At 44.5% G+C, this 19,293-nt stretch carries 18 protein-coding genes; 7 read left to right on the top strand and 11 right to left on the bottom strand.

Annotation, left to right across the window (positions count from 1 at the left end):
• Window positions 1-44 precede the first annotated feature (44 nt).
• Window positions 45-521, bottom strand: coding sequence for a Dps family protein (locus tag ACFQ2O_RS06000; protein WP_377523972.1), 477 nt, complete (start codon window positions 519-521; stop codon window positions 45-47).
• 171 nt (window positions 522-692) lie between these two features.
• On the bottom strand, window positions 693-2,006 hold the full coding sequence (locus tag ACFQ2O_RS05995) for a hypothetical protein (protein WP_377523969.1): 1,314 nt from the start codon (window positions 2,004-2,006) through the stop codon (window positions 693-695).
• Window positions 2,007-2,236: 230 nt separating this feature from the next.
• Between ACFQ2O_RS05995 and ACFQ2O_RS05990 the strand changes: the two genes are divergently transcribed.
• A complete protein-coding gene (locus ACFQ2O_RS05990) occupies window positions 2,237-2,764 on the top strand; it encodes a cupin domain-containing protein (protein ID WP_377523966.1) in 528 nt (175 codons plus the stop codon).
• Window positions 2,765-2,922: 158 nt separating this feature from the next.
• Complete coding sequence (locus tag ACFQ2O_RS05985) at window positions 2,923-3,549, top strand: SDR family oxidoreductase (RefSeq protein ID WP_377523963.1); 627 nt, start codon at window positions 2,923-2,925, stop codon at window positions 3,547-3,549.
• 81 nt (window positions 3,550-3,630) lie between these two features.
• On the opposite strand, the gene ACFQ2O_RS05980 is transcribed toward ACFQ2O_RS05985, so the two are convergent.
• The 6 genes from ACFQ2O_RS05980 to ACFQ2O_RS05955 form a co-directional block, all read right to left on the bottom strand.
• Entirely contained in the window at window positions 3,631-4,323 is a 693-nt protein-coding gene (locus ACFQ2O_RS05980; protein WP_377523960.1) for a hypothetical protein, read from the bottom strand.
• A gap of 46 nt (window positions 4,324-4,369) precedes the next feature.
• Entirely contained in the window at window positions 4,370-4,954 is a 585-nt protein-coding gene (locus ACFQ2O_RS05975) for a DUF3267 domain-containing protein (protein ID WP_377523957.1), read from the bottom strand.
• Window positions 4,955-5,590 carry an HAD family hydrolase gene (locus ACFQ2O_RS05970; RefSeq protein WP_377523954.1) on the bottom strand — a complete coding sequence of 212 codons (636 nt, stop codon included), beginning with the start codon at window positions 5,588-5,590 and terminating at the stop codon, window positions 4,955-4,957.
• Between the two features lie 314 nt (window positions 5,591-5,904).
• A complete protein-coding gene (locus tag ACFQ2O_RS05965) occupies window positions 5,905-7,098 on the bottom strand; it encodes a M50 family metallopeptidase (RefSeq protein ID WP_377523950.1) in 1,194 nt (397 codons plus the stop codon).
• Window positions 7,099-7,180: 82 nt separating this feature from the next.
• Window positions 7,181-7,894 carry a hypothetical protein gene (locus tag ACFQ2O_RS05960; protein ID WP_377523947.1) on the bottom strand — a complete coding sequence of 238 codons (714 nt, stop codon included), beginning with the start codon at window positions 7,892-7,894 and terminating at the stop codon, window positions 7,181-7,183.
• A 210-nt stretch (window positions 7,895-8,104) separates the two neighbouring features.
• Window positions 8,105-9,352 (bottom strand): bifunctional 3,4-dihydroxy-2-butanone-4-phosphate synthase/GTP cyclohydrolase II, encoded by a 1,248-nt coding sequence (locus tag ACFQ2O_RS05955; protein ID WP_377523943.1) that lies wholly within the window; start codon window positions 9,350-9,352, stop codon window positions 8,105-8,107.
• Window positions 9,353-9,549: 197 nt separating this feature from the next.
• Here ACFQ2O_RS05955 and ACFQ2O_RS05950 point away from each other — a divergent pair, with 197 nt between their 5' ends.
• The gene (locus ACFQ2O_RS05950; protein WP_377523940.1) at window positions 9,550-10,485 is read left to right on the top strand and encodes a glycosyltransferase family 2 protein; all 936 of its coding nucleotides are present in this window, start codon (window positions 9,550-9,552) and stop codon (window positions 10,483-10,485) included.
• 1 nt (window position 10,486) lies between these two features.
• Here the strand turns inward: ACFQ2O_RS05950 and dnaG are convergent, their stop codons facing one another.
• The gene (dnaG, locus tag ACFQ2O_RS05945; protein ID WP_377523936.1) at window positions 10,487-12,403 is read right to left on the bottom strand and encodes a DNA primase; all 1,917 of its coding nucleotides are present in this window, start codon (window positions 12,401-12,403) and stop codon (window positions 10,487-10,489) included.
• 225 nt (window positions 12,404-12,628) lie between these two features.
• Window positions 12,629-13,153: an O-acetyl-ADP-ribose deacetylase gene (locus ACFQ2O_RS05940; protein ID WP_377523931.1), complete on the bottom strand. Its 525-nt coding sequence runs from the start codon at window positions 13,151-13,153 to the stop codon at window positions 12,629-12,631.
• Between the two features lie 167 nt (window positions 13,154-13,320).
• Here ACFQ2O_RS05940 and ACFQ2O_RS05935 point away from each other — a divergent pair, with 167 nt between their 5' ends.
• The 4 genes from ACFQ2O_RS05935 to ACFQ2O_RS05920 all read left to right on the top strand — a co-directional run bounded on the left by ACFQ2O_RS05935 (window position 13,321) and on the right by ACFQ2O_RS05920 (window position 17,318).
• A complete protein-coding gene (locus ACFQ2O_RS05935; protein ID WP_377523928.1) occupies window positions 13,321-14,424 on the top strand; it encodes an Mrp/NBP35 family ATP-binding protein in 1,104 nt (367 codons plus the stop codon).
• 4 nt (window positions 14,425-14,428) lie between these two features.
• A complete protein-coding gene (locus tag ACFQ2O_RS05930) occupies window positions 14,429-14,698 on the top strand; it encodes a NifU family protein (protein WP_377523924.1) in 270 nt (89 codons plus the stop codon).
• A gap of 365 nt (window positions 14,699-15,063) precedes the next feature.
• Entirely contained in the window at window positions 15,064-16,335 is a 1,272-nt protein-coding gene (gene fahA, locus ACFQ2O_RS05925; protein WP_377523921.1) for a fumarylacetoacetase, read from the top strand.
• Window positions 16,336-16,412: 77 nt separating this feature from the next.
• Window positions 16,413-17,318, top strand: a complete 906-nt coding sequence (locus ACFQ2O_RS05920; RefSeq protein ID WP_377523917.1) for a flavin reductase family protein — start codon at window positions 16,413-16,415, stop codon at window positions 17,316-17,318.
• Window positions 17,319-17,397: 79 nt separating this feature from the next.
• Here ACFQ2O_RS05920 and ACFQ2O_RS05915 read toward each other — a convergent pair.
• Window positions 17,398-19,293 (bottom strand): polysaccharide biosynthesis protein (locus ACFQ2O_RS05915; RefSeq protein ID WP_377523914.1); only part of this gene is annotated, 1,896 nt, incomplete at its 5' end.

Genomic DNA, 19,293 nt, shown 5'->3' with positions numbered 1-19,293 from the left:
ACCTAAACAGGTGGCCTTTATACTTTATAGACTCTGGAGAGTACTTAGCTTTTAAGATAAGCAGAATACATCCAAACCAGTTTTTCCTGCTCTCTTATATAGTCGCTCATTAAGGCATTTGTACCTTCATCATCAGCGTCTGCCGATAATGTCAGCAGTTCGCGTTCCGCCTCTATCAATATGCGGAAGCCGTTCAATATTTCCTGCACCGCCTGGTTACCGTCTGATACATCAGCCACTTCTTGAATAGTGGCATTCTGAAGATAAGAAGTGAAGGAGTGAAAAGGCGTGTGTCCCAGTGTAAGGATACGTTCCGCTACCTCGTCTATTTTCAGGATGGCATCATTGTATAGCTCTTCGAACTTGGCATGTAATTCGAAAAACTTATTGCCGGAAATATTCCAGTGGAAGCCACGGGTATTGATATAAAAGAGCTGATAGTTGGCCAGCAATATGTTCAGTTTATCTGCCAATTGCTTTGCTTTATCAGCGTCTATGTCAATCTGATTTTTTGTTGCCATTAGTTCATAGTTTTATATGTCAAACAATTTTATTCGTGTGAAGATAGCCGCTTATTATCGATCAGGAAATGATAAACATCATCGAAACTCTTCTAGACCAGGCTACGGATATAGTTCCGCTTACCTACATGAATGACAGTTGAAATCTGCTTTGGTTTGAAAAAAAAGAGTTTATTCCTGTACCTGGAGCATAGAGGCGGTATTAGGCGTAGATAGCAGCTCTCCGAATCTTTCCCAGCGCTTTTTCGGGTTATCAGCCGTGCCTCCCCTGCTTTCCACATACTGCCGTACAAGTTCCTGACCTAAATTGTAGTTGATTACATAGCTTCTGTATCTATCTATAAAGCGAGTACGCTGCAAGGCCTTTTCTTTTTCGTAGAAGTTATACTTTACCAGCCAGTCCGCTGCCTCTTCGCGGCTGATCTTACCATCCAGGTATAGGCGCGCGGCCTCGTTACCGGCAAAGTTTAATTTATTGATCTTGCTCAATATGCCGTAATACTTTTCAGCTTCTGCGGGGTTTAAGCCAGCTAAAGGAAAGAGCACCTGCTTTTCGAATGCTAAGCGCTCTTTAGCTGGAAAAGCCACCTCAACGCCATAGTTGGCACTTCCTTCCGCTATCAGCGACTGCGGGCTGAACAAGGGATATACTGCATATTCCTTCCATCTTTTCTCCTTTACCAGATGCTGTTCTAGCGAAACATTAAATACATGGTGCCCCGGATAACCTTCATGCCCGGCCAGGTCAATGGCACGCTCAATATAAATAGGAAAATCAGTGTTAATTTGAATTAGGCTATAGCCGTTACCTTTAAAGTAGTTGTATCCAGACCAAGGTTTGTCTGTCACAAACTCAACTCTAAAGTTCTCATTTGCGGGAAGGTTGTAGTGTGCTTTTGTTCTTTTTCTAGCCTCAGTGATAGCTGTTTGGAATACTGTATCCAGCTTCTCCTTCGGAATTTCAAACTTTGTCTGGTAAGTTGACCATCTATCAGATATGCTGCCTGTGCCAGGTAGTTCTTTGTCTATAGCAGCTAAAAGGGAGTCGAAATAAGCCTGCTCAAAGTGCGGCGGAGTGGCATCGTACAGCAGCCTGGCCTCCTCATCAAAAGAGTAGACCTTGCCCTGCATCATTTCAACTTTGGTGATAGCAGCCAATACCTGCTTCTGAAACATGGCCAATCTTCTTTTTTCCAGGTCAGATGATTTATCGGTTTGCTGCTCCTGCAGGTTTTCCTGTATAAGCTGTAGTTCAGCTAAAAATTCTTTGGCAGGAAGAGTATCCGCAGGTTCTCCGGTTGGCTTCCACTCCTCTGGCCCATAATATGCATCTACTATATCGCTGTCGTACTGCCCTAGTTTCAGAATTGTTTTCACATACCGTTCAGCTAACGCATCCATCGGCAGGGCCTTTTGTTCTGTATCTTTAGTAGCGGTACATGCCCAAAACAATACCGCCAGCAGTAGCAAAGGTGCTTTTTTCATAGTGCGTATAAGTATAAACCTACAGGCAAGTTAAGTTTTTTAACACAAGTAAGAATAGTATAAGAAAGAACCTGCACATGTGTTCGTGCATCTTGCCTGTTTAAGAGGTAAAGCTAATGATAAGGCAACAGGAATAGCCAGATACTTAGCACATATAAAAAATTTCCTCATGTCGTTCAACACATACGTTTGAGCTTTAGAATGAGTAACGTTTTAACACTATCGTAACTATGACACAACAAACCACTTCCACTTATCTGCTTAAGGCCAATGGCGCCCTCCCAAACAACCCACAGCTTCCAGTGCTAGTGTGTGAGCAGGTATTCCAACCCAATGCTAATTTAGTTAATCAGTTCAAACAAACGTTCGAGCAGAACAACTGGCGAGGCACTTGGGTAGGCGGCGTTTTTGATTATCACCATTACCACAGCACAGCACATGAGGTTTTGGGTGTGGCAGCCGGATCAGCGGTAATTCTACTTGGCGGGCCCGGTGCAGAGGAGATCGAAGTAAAAGCAGGTGACATGCTTATACTTCCAGCAGGTACGGGTCACTGTCTGGAGTCCTCCTCTGCCGATTTTAAAGTGGTAGGAGCTTATCCGGAAGGGCAGGAAAACTACGATATCTGCACCGAAGACGATGACCCGAAGGAGCAAAAAGAGAACATAGCAAAAGTAACACTGCCCGAATCTGATCCTATTGCCGGAGCAAATGGACCACTTTTAAAGCATTGGCATAAACCAGAGCAGGCACTATAAAAGCTACACCTTACTAGCTCAGCTTAAACATAAGAGGTACTAAGGCGTTAGTATAACAGCGTGTATGTTGTTTATACAGCTGCACGTTGCTTGCTCTTTTACTGCAAAAAGCAGAGAGGCAAGCTTTATACTTTTTTTCACGCGCTAAAATACAACCTATGAAAGTATTGATTGCTGGTGCTCATGGCACCACCGGAAAACAAATTGTTGAGATATTATCCCGCACTGATACCCATGAATCGTATGCCATGATTCGGAAAGAAGAACAGGCAGAAGAAATGAAGAACCTTGGTGCCGACAACATTGTGGTGGCAGATTTGGAAGGGGATGTTTCTGCCTCTGTAAAAGGAGTGGATGCCGTTATCTTTGCAGCTGGCTCTAAAGGAAAAAATGTGGTTGGTATTGATCAGAAAGGTGCCGAAAAACTTGTGGATGCAGCCAAAGCTGAAGGTGTTAAACACTTTGTAATGCTTAGTGCCTACGGAGTGGATAACCCACAGGGTGAGTTGAAAGATTACTTAATTGCCAAAGCCAAAGCCGACCAGCACCTGATGGACAGTGGCTTGACTTATACTATTGTAAGGCCTGGCATGCTTGGCAATGATGCTCCTACCGGACAGGTGCGGACAGCAGCGCACTTCAGTAGCCACGGCGAAGGCAGCATTGCACGAGCCGATGTTGCGCATGTGCTGGTAAAGGCACTGGAAGTAGAGAACCTTAAAAACAAAACGTTTGAGGTTCTATCGGGCAACAAGCCTATAAAAGAAGCACTGCAGGAAGTATAATATTAAGTGCTCTAAAAGCAGAAGTGCCTACAGGAAAGCTCCTGAGGCACTTCTGCTTTATTTTTTTTCATCTAGTCCCTTTTAGCCTGCAAGTAGCTGCGCCAGTTTGTTGAAGTAAGCAGCTTCATACTTATTCCCGACTTTCACGTGCAGCTTAGCCAAATTTTGGTAGTACGGCACGTGGAGAGGCTGCAGATTTATCAGCTGCTCTAACAGCAGAATTGCCTCTTCATACTTCTCCTTCTGCACGGCCTCATTTGCTCGTACTGAAAGCTCCTCTTCATGCTTGCTTATGGGATCAAGAGGTAATGCAGGAGTTGTATGAACTTTAATCAGAATGGGCTTCCTAAAATAGGAAGGGCTGTGAGAAAGCTCTGCTTTATACAACCTGTGCTCAACCCTGAATTCCATCGGTATAACAGCATAAAACCCTGCTGCCGAATCATGTGTAGGAATCCACTGGTGCTCTGTTAGTCTAGCCACACGGTCAAACTCTTTTTTAAAATCTGCATCGGCATTGTTTAGCGTTCCTGTACCTATTATTTTACCTTCATTTGATATTTTGATCACACCAAGCACAGCCCCGACCTTGCCAGCTTTCATGGCTGTTAACGGATACTTGAAATTTCGGCCAAGCAGTCTAGGTAATTCTTCTGGAGCATCTGCAAACGTAGCTGTATTATGCAGGTGATCTAAATCAGAGAGGCTTATTTGCGCGAAACTGGCGGTGGCGCTAAAGAAGAGAAATAACAGGAGGTAAAGTTTTGTTTTCATGTGCATCGGGTTTTATCACATCAATATAGATGTTTTGCTTCTCAATTTATAGTTTCCTATATATCAAACAACCAATCTTTTCCGGATGATCCTGAACCAGGTCGGTAGCTTTAGCATGGCGCAGGCTCCAGAGCCCCAGAAAGTCGCTGGCAGCGGCGAGGGTAAAGCACAGCCCGAACAGGAAAAGCATCAGCTGGCCCAGCAGTAAGCCTACCAGCGCAGGAATTAAACCCAGTACCAGCCCTGGCATAACAGTTCCTAGCACATATGCTTTTAGTGGCAGCAGTTCTTTGCAGTGGCAGTAAGGCGACAATTGCTTCCAGTGCATCCCATACTTGATAGACCGCAGCCCCTGTTTGCAAAAGGCCGCCCAGGTAAGTCCATGCAGCAACTCATGCACCACAGCCCCGGCTATAAACACCAGCAACATCACCAGAGGAAACAGCAGAGATCGGACGTTATTTTCCTTGATAAAGCCTTCCAGGGCATGCAGTTTAAACTGCTCAGGCCATAGCAGCAGGTAAGGAATAACATAAAGCAGCAGCACCGGAGCAACTAACAAAAGCGACTGCGCATTGGCTTCCGAAGCACTTACCGCCAGTTCCTGCTTCTGGTACTGCGCTTCTTGCATCTATATCAGCTCCTGTAACTCAGCAAAGCTGTTTATACTTTCTACCTCCGTGTCAACCTCACCAAATCCGTAGGCGGCAAGTATAAAAGGTGTACCTGCTTTCACGCTCGCGTCATAGTCGCCCTGGGTATCGCCGATGTACACTGGCTGCTGCAGTTTGTTGCGTTCAACCAGTTGCTTTATATTCTCGCCTTTTGGCAGTCTTTTATCTCCGAAACAAGCGATATCAGTGAAGTATGATTCCAGCTTATTGTACTTCAAAAATATCTCAATGTAGCCACTTTGGCAGTTGCTTACTATATACAATTTATACTTGGTCTGTAGCTGCTTCAGGGTCTGCTCCAGCTCAGGATAAAGTATGCCACCCTGCTTTTGCAGATACGCTAATTCCAGTTTCCCGCTTTCGGCACGTAACTGCTCCCGCTGCTCGTTGTTTAGGCTTGGGAAAAGCTTATCGTAAATAGCATCGTAAGGCATTCCTGCTGTTCTGCGGATATCATCGCGGTGGATGCCCGTGTCCATAAAATCAAATTTAGATGCAGCGGCATTCCAGGCATCAGCAATGGTTTGTGTAGAGTCCCAAAGGGTGCCGTCAAGGTCAAATATCAGCCCGTCGTAGTTTCTTGTATTATTCATGCTGTTTTATCAAGTAGCGTATAAGAGCGGCAGGCGTTTAGTTATTTACTGTATACTACTGCCCTACTCTTAACCAAAGCTGCAAATTAGCAATTGTGCCTCAGCAATGAAAGTTAATACGTAAGCGCTTTAGCTAAGCAGTGGTTTAGGAGCGAAAGAGTATCTGTATCGGGAGGCATTTCTGATGCTGGTGAGATTTAGTCAGAGATTATTAAGGAAGAGTAAACAGCTACCCTTGCTTCAGCACTAGTACTGTAGCAAGGGTCCTGGAAAACTTGTTGCAATATTCTTATGAATCATTATTTGGCGCAGCACTAGGCTACCAAAACATTTGCAGCTTTACCTTGTGCTTCTAAAATGATTTGGGAAAGCCATGCTTTATAAGCTTTTGCGGCTCCTTGGTCCATGTTGTTTCTCAACTGCTGCTGTGCCTGCTCTGCCAGGCTGATGGCCTCTGTACTTTTGTTTTCTTTTAAAACAATGGCTGCTTCTGCTCTTAGAAAAATATCTTTTGAAATAAAAGGTGAGGGAGTAGCTTTTGCATAGTGCTCTTTCGCCAGAGCTAGATCTGCTCCGTACATCGCTTCAAAAAAAGCTAGTTCCAGCCAAACGCTTCCTTGTCCTATAGCGGGTATGCTGGCTATTGCCTCGGCATATTTATTTAAATGGTACCTGGCCTGCTCCACCTGCTGTCGCTGTAGTTTAATAGTATAAAGGTAAGCATGGCAGTAGTTTTTAAAAATACTATCAACAGGCATGCTTACAGCCTCTATCAACAGTTTTTCATCCAGTTCTTCCGGTGGCGTCCCTCCCATCGACGCTGCCATCACAGATAAAATGGCTGAATCCAGAAAAGCTTCATCGCCGCCGCGCAGCATATTAAAAACACGTGCCCCGTCTGTATAAAAGCCGCCTGACTTGCTGGGAATCATATTAAGTAAAAAGAACAGCAGCGATATAAGCCCAGTGATAAGCGCAAAACAAGCAAGTGTATAAGCGGCAGGTGTTGCTTTGGTAACGGCATGCCACTGTAAGAAGTATGGTACAAGCAGCACCCCTGCCAGTAATAAATTGGAAAGCGGTCCTCCTAAAGCGTACAAAGCGAACCTTTTGGTAAGTTCTTCTTTTGTCAAGCCCCCGGGAGGCAGGCAAAGGGCAAGCCCCAGGAAGCCCTTTAAGTTGAGTTTTACTAATTTAAACCTGACTTCAACTCCTTCTTTATAGAAGTGAAAGGAAGCAACTGTATATGATTTGAACTCAAAACCCTGGAGTAACCCTGCCCACACATGCCCTAGTTCATGTATAGCTATCGGAAGCAAAAAAGCCAACGGCAGCCATAGTATAACCGAAAGCTTATAGTGAAGAGGCAGTGCTAAATCTCCTGATATAAAAAACTCATCTATAAAACGAGCTCCTAAAAACCCGCAAACCCCTCCGCAAAGCAGCATCGGCACAAGCAACAGCAGTTTATTTTTAGCAACGGCAAGTACATTAAAAGGTAAATTCATTTGTCATAGCTTAGGTATAGAGAGTTTAAAATATAGAAAACTATACATAATGCCAAAATGCCTCTTTCCTTTTTTCGCTCTGCTAGTTTTCTGTTTGCATGGCGTTAACAGCAGTTTCTGCAACAAGAGAGTTAAAGTAATTTACAATAGCAACCAAATGGTGTGGCTTTTCATAGTTCAGATGATGCTCTTTCACATATTTTTTAACAGACTTTGATTTTTTACCAAACAGCTTGTGCAAGTCTTTCCGCACATTGCGCAGCGTTACAATTTCGCTGTTGGGCAGCAGCAAATAGTATAGTTCATCTATTTGGGCCAGCCATTCAGGATTTTGGGCGTAATAACGTGAGTCATAATATTGATTATTGGCAAGTGGAACGTTGGCAGGCTTTTTCTGATAATAATCTTCTCTCATGATAAGTGTAACCGGGCCTTGGTTCAGCTGTTCGAAAAAAGTCGGCTTCTTAAATTTTGAGTAGTCACGGCCTAAATCCCAGTCAAGGCTTTTAAAAGTATAAGGCCTTCCACTGGGCTGCTCCTGAGCTATAAAATATTGCACGTTTACAGGTGAATAGGTTCGCAGGAGCCCGTCTTTAGACTGCACGTTTACTATTTCTTCTGTTCTATGGAAAGTAATGGCTCCATAAATCGTATCGCCGGAAGTAAGTACAATTTTACCGGCAGGCCACTCCTGTACATCAATGGCTGAACGGTATTGAGCCCATGCTTCAAAAGGCGCTAAGGCAGTAATAGTAAGAAGGACGTAAGTGAATAAGGTAGGAAAAGCTTTTTTCATAGTTTTCGGAGGGGTTTCAGTACAAAACAATAAAGTGCAACTAATCACTACACGCATTAAACACTGTGTAACAATAGGTTATATATTTTGTATGAAATTCACAGACAAAGGTTGCCTGTTTACCTCCTCTATTTTATTTGAAAACTAAAAAACCTGCACAAGTTGGTTTTAAGCCTTCTTATGCAGGTTTTTAAAGTGCAAACAATGGTTTTATTTTACAATCGTTACACTTCTAAGTATCTCATGCCCAAGTTTATCGCGCTTTGTTGTTAGGTAGCGTTGGTTATGCTCGTTAGGCTTTATTTCAATGGCAACACGCTCCACCACTTCCAATCCATATCCCATCAAACCAGTTCGTTTGCGCGGGTTGTTCGAAATCAGTCGCATTTTACTCACGCCCAAATCACGCAGAATCTGAGCTCCAACGCCATAATCACGCTCATCCATACCAAACCCAAGTTCCAGGTTTGCCTCAACTGTATCTAGCCCCTGCTCCTGTAGCTTGTATGCCTTCAGCTTATTAAGTAAGCCAATGCCACGGCCTTCCTGGTTCATGTATACAATCACGCCTTTGCCTTCCTGCTCTACCATGCGCATCGCCTCATGTAGCTGTGGGCCACAGTCGCAGCGGCAAGAGCCGAATATATCGCCTGTTACACAAGAAGAGTGCACCCGCACTAAAACAGGCTCACCTTCTTCCCAAGTGCCTTTTACCAGCGCCAGGTGTTTTGCACCGTTAGTTCGTTGTGTAAATGCATATAAGTCGAAATTGCCGAAATCGGTTGGCAGTTGTACTACAATCTCTCGGTCAATCAAACTCTCCTGCTGCAACCTATAAGCGATCAGATCTTTAATAGAAATCAGTTTCAGGTCAAAGCGGTCTGCTACCTTCATCAGGTCTGGCAGGCGCGCCATGGTACCGTCTTCATTCATAATTTCTACCAGTACTCCCGCAGGTGCCAAACCAGCCAGCCTGGCTAAGTCTACCGATGCTTCTGTATGGCCGGCTCGGCGCAATACGCCTTCTTTTTTTGCTTTGAGCGGGAAAATATGTCCGGGCTTTCCTAATGTTTGCGGATCTGTTTTAGGATCAACGAGTGCCTGAATCGTTTTCGATCTGTCGGAGGCGGAGATACCGGTGGTACAGCCAAATCCGATTAAATCTACGGATACTGTAAATGGCGTAGCATGCAGTGCCGTATTACGCCCCACCATTAGTTCAAGCCCCAGCTCATCGCAGCGCTCTTCTGTTAAAGGCGTGCATATAAGGCCACGGCCATGCGTAGCCATAAAGTTTACTATTTCAGGGGTGATTTTTTCGGCAGCGCAGACAAAATCACCTTCGTTCTCGCGGTCGTCATCGTCCACCACTATCACTACTTTGCCTTGGCGGATATCCTCGATAGCTGATGCTATACTATCCAACGGTCTGATGTCACCAGTTGTATTGGTTTCCATACTTTCTAAATTGTGCCCTTGCCACCGTAGCAGCTTTAGGCTGTTTATCTTTTGTAAAGCGATACAAAATTATAAAGTTTATATCGCAATGCTGTTTTTATTTATACAACAGTTTTGGAAGGAGTTTAGTTGAAGATGTTTTTCTCAATTGGGTTAATTTTGCTTATCATCACACAAACCACTCTCAAACTGTATTCATGAAGTGTTCTGTTATTGTTGCTAACTACAATCATGCCGATGTTATCCTGGTTGCGCTACGCTCTATAGAAGCACAAACCTATGATAATTGGGAAGTAGTTATTGTGGATGATGCCTCTACAGATAACTCTATTGAGGTTGTACAAAAGTTTATCTCTAGCTCAGAGCACAAGGAGAAGTATAAGTTGGTTCCGCTTTCAAAGAACATGGGTGTGGGGCATGCAAAAAAAACTGCTTCAGCACATAGCTCAGGGGATATAATTGCCATTTGTGATCCTGACGATGCTATACATCCGGAGGCTATTTACAGGGTAGTGCAGTTACACCAGGCAAACCAGCAAGCCAGCATTGTTTACACAAATTATTATTTCTGCGACGCTGGCATAAAACCGAAGCAGATTCGGAAAAGTGCAGGAAGCATCATCCATTCGGAATTAAAAGAAGACAAAGTGTCTGCTTTTGCTTCTTTCAAAAGCAGACTATACCTTAAAACAGAAGGCTTTGACAGCTCCTTCAGACTAGCTGAAGATAAAGACCTTTTTTACAAATTAGAAGAAGTAGGTGATATTATATATCTGGACGAGCCGCTATACTATTACCGCATCTGGCCCAGAGGTATCTCGCAAGGTTTTGACGCTTACGTGCGTTCAAGAGATTACAGATTGATTGCCATTAAAAATGCTGTAGCTCGAAGAAAAGCAAGTGGTGTGAAGCAACTGAAGCCAAAAGAGCTGCGAACGTTATTAGCAGGAATACATTTGTTACAGGCAGAAGGAATCCTTTATTCAGACAAGCCAATTAGCAGTAAGTTTGTCAAGCACTTAGCTAAAGCCATACTTCTCAGCCCTTCAGCAAACTTAAAGCGAAAGATTAAAACAACATTCCTGCTTACAAGAGCCAAAAGAGGTATTTTAGGATTACTCGGAAAAAGATAAGCTACTTGTTCACTACAATGCCTAATAATTCTCCCAGTTGAGTTTCAAAAGACTTAAGGTTGAGGATGTAGTTAAGCTGGTGGTCCTGCTCGGCGGGGTCGGTAACGAGGCGCAGCTTCTCCATTTCTGTTTTTAGCAGCATCTGAACATTTACGCGCTTCAACCTAAGTATAGCTCTTTCAATGCCATACATGAGCAAGTCTTCTTCTTGCGGTACAAAAATATGGTGTGTTTCCCAGTTATGGCTCAGGTCGTAGCGGCTTGAAACCAGGTCTATTACTTCAGAGCGTATTTCCTCATTCGGGTCGTTTACCAGCTCTTCAGCACGTACCAGCCCACCTTGCTGCAGAATTTGCTCCATTTTCTGGTATAGCGTTACATAGATCGGAATATTAAACTCCACATCCTCCAGCTGTTCCAGCATATACTGCGCCACCGTTTGCTGCTCGTCCACCATCTTTGGGCCATAGTTGAGCATCAGCCGAATAACCTCCCGCTCATAACGTTTGAGCACGTCCATGTCAGAGGCTGGCTTTTCAGGCTCTGGAGCAGGGGCAGCGGGTTGTGTATAAGCAGGCTCCGGGCTTCCTGACCTATGCTGCTGCCTGTCCTGCAGTTGCATCTTGTTATACTCTGAAATGAGCACCTGCTCATCAATATCAAAAATGATACTGCAGCTGCGGAAGAACACGGAACGCTTGATGGCATCTGGTATTTTACCGATAGAAGCCACGACCTCTTTTATCGCCTCCGCTTTCTTAACCGGATTACCAGCAGCCTCTTCTGCGAAGAGACTGGTTTTGAAAGAGATAAAATCGAGCGATTGTTCTTTGATGTAAGTCTTGAAAGCTGTGTCGCCTACTTTCTGTATGTAGGAGTCCGGATCCTCTCCCTCTGGAAAAGTAACGACGTTCACGTTCAGGCCAAGCTCCAGGATCAGGTCAATACCGCGCAAGGAAGCTTTTATACCTGCCGCATCGCCATCATACAGCACCGTAATATTATCTGTATAACGGGCAATCAGTTTAATTTGCCCCTCCGTAAGGGAAGTTCCTGACGACGCTACAACATTCTCAATTCCACCCTGGTGCAGCGAGAGCACATCCAGGTAGCCTTCCACCATAAAGCACATATCCTGCATGCGTATGGCCTGTTTTGCCTGAAACAAGCCATACAGCACATTGCTTTTGTGGTAGATATCGGACTCCGGTGAGTTCAGGTATTTGGGGCTTTTCTTGTCGTTTGACTTTAAAGTACGCGCACCAAAGCCCACCACACGACCAGACCCGTTATGGATCGGAAACATTACCCGGCCCCGGAAGCGGTCATACTTCTTGCCGTCTTCCTTTACAATGGTAAGTCCGGTGGCCTCTAAATATTTCTGCTGATACCCTGCTTTCTGAGCACTATCCGTCAGGTCTGTCCACTCATCAAGACTAAATCCTAATTCAAATTTGCGAATGGTGTTGCTGCTTAGCCCGCGCTGTTTCAGGTAAGACTGCCCGATGCTGCCTTGCTCGTGGTGGGTGAGCCGCTGCTGGTAATGCTTGGCAGCAAAATCAGACACAATAAAGAGGCTATCACGCTCACTCTGCTCCCGGGCATACTCCGGGTCCTGGGTTTCTTCCGGAACCTCAATGCTATACTTTTTGGCAAGATACTTAATGGCCTCCGGAAAGCTGGTGCCTTCCACATCCATAATAAACTGCACCGAGTTGCCTGCCTTGCCACACCCAAAGCACTTGTAAATACCCTTTGCAGGCGATACAGAGAAAGAGGGAGACTTTTCGTGGTGAAAAGGGCAGCAGGCCCACATATTTTGTCCCTTTTTCTTGAGCGACACAAAATCCCCTACCACTTCCGTTATGTCGGCTTGGGCGAGTACCTGGTCAACTACTTCTTGAGGAATAAGAGACATAAACTAAAAGTATAAACAGGTGGCAAAGATACGGGTTAAATTTTGAATACGTGTTTGAGTGAATAAGTGAATTAAAAATTTTGAACGAGTGGATGAGTGAATTTTATACTTGCTCCATACTTCTTTGTCATCCTGAAAGGATCTTGTTGGAGAGCCGCAATAAATTTACTTCTAGCCATCAAGAGCTTTCCAAGAAGACAGGAAAATCTTCGGCCATTCGCTCAATCACTCATTCAAAATTCCTTTATACAGCTCCAGGCTCTCCTCATCAAAACACACAAAAAGCACCTGCTTTATACTTGTGTTCTGCTGCAAGTATGATTTAACAGTTGATACAGCCACTTTAGCCGCTTTATCTTTAGGGTAGCCATACACGCCTGTGCTGATATTTGGGAAAGCTATACTTTGTATGGTTTTCTCATCTGCTAATTTCAGGCTATTCACATAGCAACTGGCCAATAGTTCTGGCTCACTTTGTACACCTCCTTTCCAAATTGGCCCCACCGTATGAATAACATAGGTAGCCGGCAGGTTTCCAGCTGTTGTTATCACTGCATCGCCGGTGGGGCAGCCACCCTGTGTGGCACGTATTTGCTTACATGCCTCTAAAATAGCTGGGCCTCCGGCTCTGTGTATAGCACCATCTACTCCCCCACCACCTAGCAGGCTTGGGTTAGCCGCATTCACTATTGCATCAGCTTTTACTTTTGTAATATCTCCTAGCTGTACTACTATAACAGGTTCTTCCATACTTCATTTTTATCTTTTAAGTATATAGCTGCTAAGTATAGCATCGGCCAACACAGCTTATTCTTAAACTATTGCCGGGTGCCACTTGTTGCAGAGTATCGGCCTTTAGATTTTATGAGCAATAATTTGTTTGTATCTTTGCAAGGCAATTCGCGAGCTAACATACTATGGCAATCACAAAAGAAGATATACTAAAAGCACTAAGTTATGTAGAGGAGCCGGATCTTGGAAAAGACCTGGTAACTCTGAACATGATTGAGGATGTAGAAGTGAACGGGAAAAACATAAGCTTTACCGTTATACTTACTACACCTGCCTGTCCCCTGAAAGACCTTATCCGTAATGCCTGCGTTACTGCCATCCATACGATGGTTGATAAAGAAGCGGACGTAACGGTGAATATGACATCACGCGTTACCTCTGGCCGTGGCGATACCTCTGAAGTACTGGTAGGTGTTAGAAATATTATTGCTGTTGCTTCCGGTAAAGGCGGCGTAGGTAAATCTACCGTAACCACTAACCTGGCAATTGCCCTGGCGCAAAGTGGTGCCAGAGTGGGGTTGATTGACGCTGATATTTCCGGTCCTTCTATCCCGACTATGTTTGGTGTAGAGCAGGAGCGGCCAAGTATGGTGCAGGGCGACCACGGCAAGAACTACATCCTGCCAGTAGAAAAATATGGCGTTAAAATGATGTCAATTGGCTTTCTGACGCCAGCCGATGGTGCTGTAGTATGGAGAGGCCCAATGGCTAGTTCTGCGTTGCGCCAGTTTATTTCAGATGTAGATTGGGGTGAACTGGACTACCTGCTGCTAGACCTGCCACCAGGCACATCAGACATACACCTAACCATGGTGCAGGCCCTCCCGATTACAGGTGCTGTTATTGTTACCACTCCACAGAAAGTAGCTTTGGCTGACGCTGTAAGAGGTTTGCAGATGTTCCGACAGCCACAGATTAACGTGCCTGTTTTGGGTGTTGTGGAAAATATGGCGTACTTTACACCTGCCGAACTTCCAGAGAATAAATACTATATCTTTGGTGAAGGCGGCGGAAAAGCGCTTGCCGACAAGTATGAAATTGCTCTGTTAGGGCAAATTCCGCTTGTGCAGAGCATTCGAGAGAACGGAGATGAAGGCACGCCTGAAATATTGCAGAACGATTCTCCGGCGAGCGGTGTTTTCAAAGAATTAGCCCAGTCTGTGGCGCAGCAGGTTTCGCTTCGTAACGCGACAATGGCAAGAACAAAACCAGTAGAAATTAAAAGCTAAAGCAATGGCAGTCACAATCGTAGATCAAGATTTCATGCTCCGCGTCGAGTCAGCCCTCGACCAAATCAGGCCTTATTTAGAGGCCGATGGCGGCAACGTGAAAGTGCTGGAGGTAACAGATGAAATGATTTTGAAACTGGAACTACTAGGTGCCTGTGGCTCCTGCCCTATGTCTGCCATGACTTTGAAGGCAGGTGTTGAGCAGGCTGTACTGCGAGCTGTACCTGAAATAAGATCTGTTGAAGCAGTAAATGTAATGCCTACTGAAGTATAGGCTTCACTAAAAAAAATTAAAAGGTGGTATGGCTACATTCTGTGGCTGTACCACCTTTTGATTTTTAAAGTTTGTTTAAAACTCATCCTATGTGCTGCAATAGCTTGTAAAGGAACATGGCTTCATATTTAGCTTGCCTCCTAGTGCTGTTATCACGCACTATTACCGCCTTGCAAGAACCCGTTCTTTTCTGTTTTTGCTTGCAATGACTAAATCCAAATTAGCTTTTATTTGATAACCAAGGTCAGTACAGCTTCCTGCACAAATCCCGAAGCAGGCTAAAATAATCAGGCGCTTTCGCTTATTCAGCTTTTATCAGCAGCCAAAAAAGCTATATTTGTATAGCCAATTATTCTGCCACTACTATGATAAAAGCTAACGACCCTTCCCTTCATTCCTGGATAGAAATAGATGCCGCTAGTGATTTCCCGATTCAGAACCTCCCTTTCGGTATTTTTAGCACCATAGATCGTGATCCGCGTGTAGGAGTAGCCATAGGAGATTATATACTCGACCTTTGTGTGTTGGGCCGCAGAGACTTCTTTGAGTTGATTGACTTTGACCCAAACGTTTTTCACCGCCCATATCTGAACGACTTTATAGCGCTGGGCAAGCCGATCTGGCGGGCAGTGCGTACCCGTATATCAGAGTTGCTCCGAAATGATAACGATGAGATAAGCGGCAACAGTGATCTGATACGGGAATGCTTAGTGATGCAACGTGCAGCAGATATGCTGATGCCTGTAAAAGTTGGTAACTATACCGACTTTTACAGCAGTATGGAACATGCCACTAATGTCGGCTCTATGTTTAGAGACCCTCAAAATGCACTGCTCCCGAACTGGAAGCATATTCCCATTGGCTATCATGGTCGTGCCTCATCTATTATTCCATCTGGCACTGCCATTCATCGTCCAAAAGGCCAAACTAAATCCCCTGATATGGAAGCTCCAACGTTCGGCCCAAGCCAAATGCTGGACTTTGAACTGGAGGTAGCTTTCATTACAGGAAGAGAAACAGCACTTGGCGAAAGTATAACGCCAAATGAAGCAGATGACTATATTTTTGGTCTGGTGTTGATGAACGACTGGTCGGCTCGGGATATACAGACCTGGGAGTATGTTCCGCTGGGGCCATTCCTGGCTAAGAGCTTTGCCTCGTCTATTTCACCCTGGGTAGTGACGCTGGATGCTCTGGAGCCATTCAAAGTGAAAGGACCAGTACAAGAGCCCAAACCATTACCTTACCTGGAGTTTACAGGCAACCACCATTACGATATCAACCTTGAGGTACTCTTACAACCTGAAGGAGCAGCAGAGAACCTGATTTGCAAAACGAACTATAAAAATATGTACTGGAACATGAACCAGCAACTGGCGCACCAAAGTAGCAACGGGTGTAACCTTCAGGTTGGAGACATGTACGCGTCAGGCACTATCAGTGGGGCAGAGAAAGGATCCTTCGGATCTATGCTGGAACTTACCTGGAGAGGTACAGACCCTATACTTCTATCCGATGGCACAAAGCGAGCATTCGTTAACGATGGCGATACTGTTATCATGCGTGGGCACAGCGAGTATAATGGCGTTCGCATAGGTTTTGGAGAGGTGCGGTCACAGGTGCTTCCATCTATTTAAGCGAGAGCTTTTCTAAGTTATATCTTAGAGAAAGCCTTTTAATTATACTTGTCACAGACTATTTGAGAGAACATTACATGACTATCAGAACAATTGACCCTAAAGAAGTAGCCACGGCAGAAGTTTATGCGCTGATGTCTGGCGCAGTGGCACCACGCCCTATTGCTTTTGCCAGTACTCTTAATGCAGCAGGCGATGTAAACCTGAGCCCGTTCAGCTTCTTTAATATGTTTAGTTCTAATCCTCCTGTTGTGGTTTTCTCTCCTCTCAGTCGCATTCGTGACAATAGCTCGAAGCATACGCTGGAGAATGTGCTGGAAACACGCGAGGTAGTCGTAAACATAGCTAACTACGCTATGGTGGAGCAGATGTCTTTGGCAAGTACAGAGTATGATCGTGGCATAAATGAGTTTATCAAGTCTGGACTTACGCCTGAGGCCTCTACACTTGTAAAACCACCGCGCGTGCAGGAGGCACCGGTTGCCATGGAGTGCAAGGTTACAGATATCATACGCTTAGGAACAGAGGGTGGCGCAGGAAACCTTGTCGTGTGCGAAGTTCTTTTGCTTCACGTGAACGAGAATGTTCTGGACGAGGCAGGCAAAATTGATCCTTATAAGTTAGACGCAGTGGCCCGTATGGGGGGTGACTATTATACCAGAGCCAACGGAGATAGCATTTTTGAACTGCCAAAACCAATCCGTAACAAAGGCATGGGCATAGACCAGCTTCCTGAATTTATCCGAAACAGCAACTTGCTTACGGGTAACAACCTGGCTCGCCTCGCCAATACAGAAAAAGCCCCTACAGCGGCAGAAGTAGAGGCTTTTCAATCTGATCCGTTGGTGTCTTATACTATCAGCAAGTATAAATCCGAACCCGCGAAGCTTCAGTATGAGTTAGAGGTATTGGCGAAGAAACTGCTAGAGGACAAACAGGTAGAACAGGCCTGGAAAGTACTGCTGCTAAGCCAGAGGAACTGATCTTATATATAATAAACCACTAAACGACAAAGCCTGCTATATAGCAGGCTTTGTCGTTTAGTGGTTTATGGCAAATTATTTAATTGTTAAGCTGTAAGTCAAGCTCCTCAAACCGAGAATTCTTACTGATATATTCCGGCACAATCTGCTTCATTTTCTTCACTACCTGCAGTTCGTCCTTGTTCTTGTTTAGCTTTAACAGCTCGTCAATGTCGTTAACTACATCATCGTAGCTATAAACGCGCACCTTAGAAATTTTTATTTTAGAGTGATGGGTAGGTATTGTTTGCTCTTCTTCGTTTAGCAACTCTTCATAGAGCTTCTCACCAGGTCTAAGTCCTGTGAACGCGATAGGAATATCTACTTCAGGTACTAAGCCAGCTAAGCGAATCATCTTTCTAGCTAAGTCTACAATTTTAACAGGCTCACCCATATCAAAAATAAAGATCTCCCCTCCTCTACCCATTGTACCGGCTTCCAGTACAAGTTGTACAGCTTCCGGTATGGTCATGAAATAACGGGTGATATCAGGATGCGTCACTGTTACTGGTCCTCCTTTCTCAATCTGCTGCCTAAAACGAGGTATAACAGATCCGTTCGATCCCAAAACATTGCCGAAACGGGTAGTTATAAATTTAGTTTGGGAAGGCTGTGTATAAGGATGACTGCTACCATTTACTTTTTTATGGTTGAGGCCATTTAAGGATTGTATATAGATTTCAGCGATGCGCTTCGATGTACCCATCACGTTAGTTGGGTTCACTGCTTTATCAGTAGAAATCATTACGAATTTCTCAACATCAAAAGTCAGCGATAGGTCAGCTAGATTCTTAGTACCCATCACGTTAGTCAGAATTGCCTCGCATGGGTTGTTTTCCATCATCGGCACATGCTTATATGCCGCAGCATGATATACTACATCCGGAGCATACTCTTTGAACATAGAGTACATCCTGGTAGAGTTTGTGATATCGCCAATAAAGATAGCCATATTGGCTTCTGGAAATTGCTCCTCCATTTCCAGTTGTAATTCGTGTAAAGGCGATTCTGCCTGATCACAAACAATCACCAACTCAGGGCTGTAACTAAGCACCTGGCGCACAACCTCAGATCCGATGGAACCGGCACCACCAGTTACTAAAACACGCTTACCTTTTAAATCACTGGAAATTCTTCCATTTTCAATTACAATTGGAGGTCTTTGCAGTAAATCCTCAATCTTCAGGTCTTTAATCTGGTTTAGACTTAGCTGGCCGGACATCCATTGCTCAGTAGGAGGAACAGTTACCACCTTGATACCAAGCTCTACACACTTCTCAATAAACTGCTTTAGGTTATCAGCCTTAAGGTCTTCCGCAAAAACAACAAGCTTATCAATGCGCTGCTTACGCTGCAGCTTCTCGATAGCGCTGATATGGTATACTCGTTTTTGATGTATGTCTTTATTTGTTTTGCTTGGGTTCTCATCAATAAAACCAGTGATAATAAACTTACCCATGCCACCAGCCTCTAAAGCTTGCTTAAGTATGATTGAGAAGCCATTAGCGCCATAGATAAGCACTCTTTCTCGCTCGCCGGCTGTACTACGCTTGATATAAATAAAAAGTGCTTTTGCCCCCATCCTTACCAATGTAAGTAAGGTAGCTGATACAAAGAAACTGATCAGCAGCACCAGGTAAATATTTACGGAATCTATATTATGTATAGGAGCCACCCAAAAGCCGATCAATGCAGCGTAAGCAACACTTACTACCAGTACAGCTGAAAAGATCCGGTATATATCATAGATACTCGAGTACCGGATCAAACCCGTATGTACTCGCATAGAGTAAAAGGTAATAAGGGATACGATGCCAAAAAGCCCGATGTAAATCAGGAAATGACCTCGCATGATCAGGTCAAACTCAAATTGTTTAACTATAAAAAAAGAAAGAGCAAATGACCAACTCATGATCAGTTGATCAATTAAAAGCAC

This window comes from Pontibacter rugosus, assembly GCF_042678745.1.
Taxonomy (GTDB): Bacteria; Bacteroidota; Bacteroidia; order Cytophagales; family Hymenobacteraceae; genus Pontibacter; species Pontibacter rugosus.
This window is presented reverse-complemented; position numbering and strand designations above follow the sequence as displayed.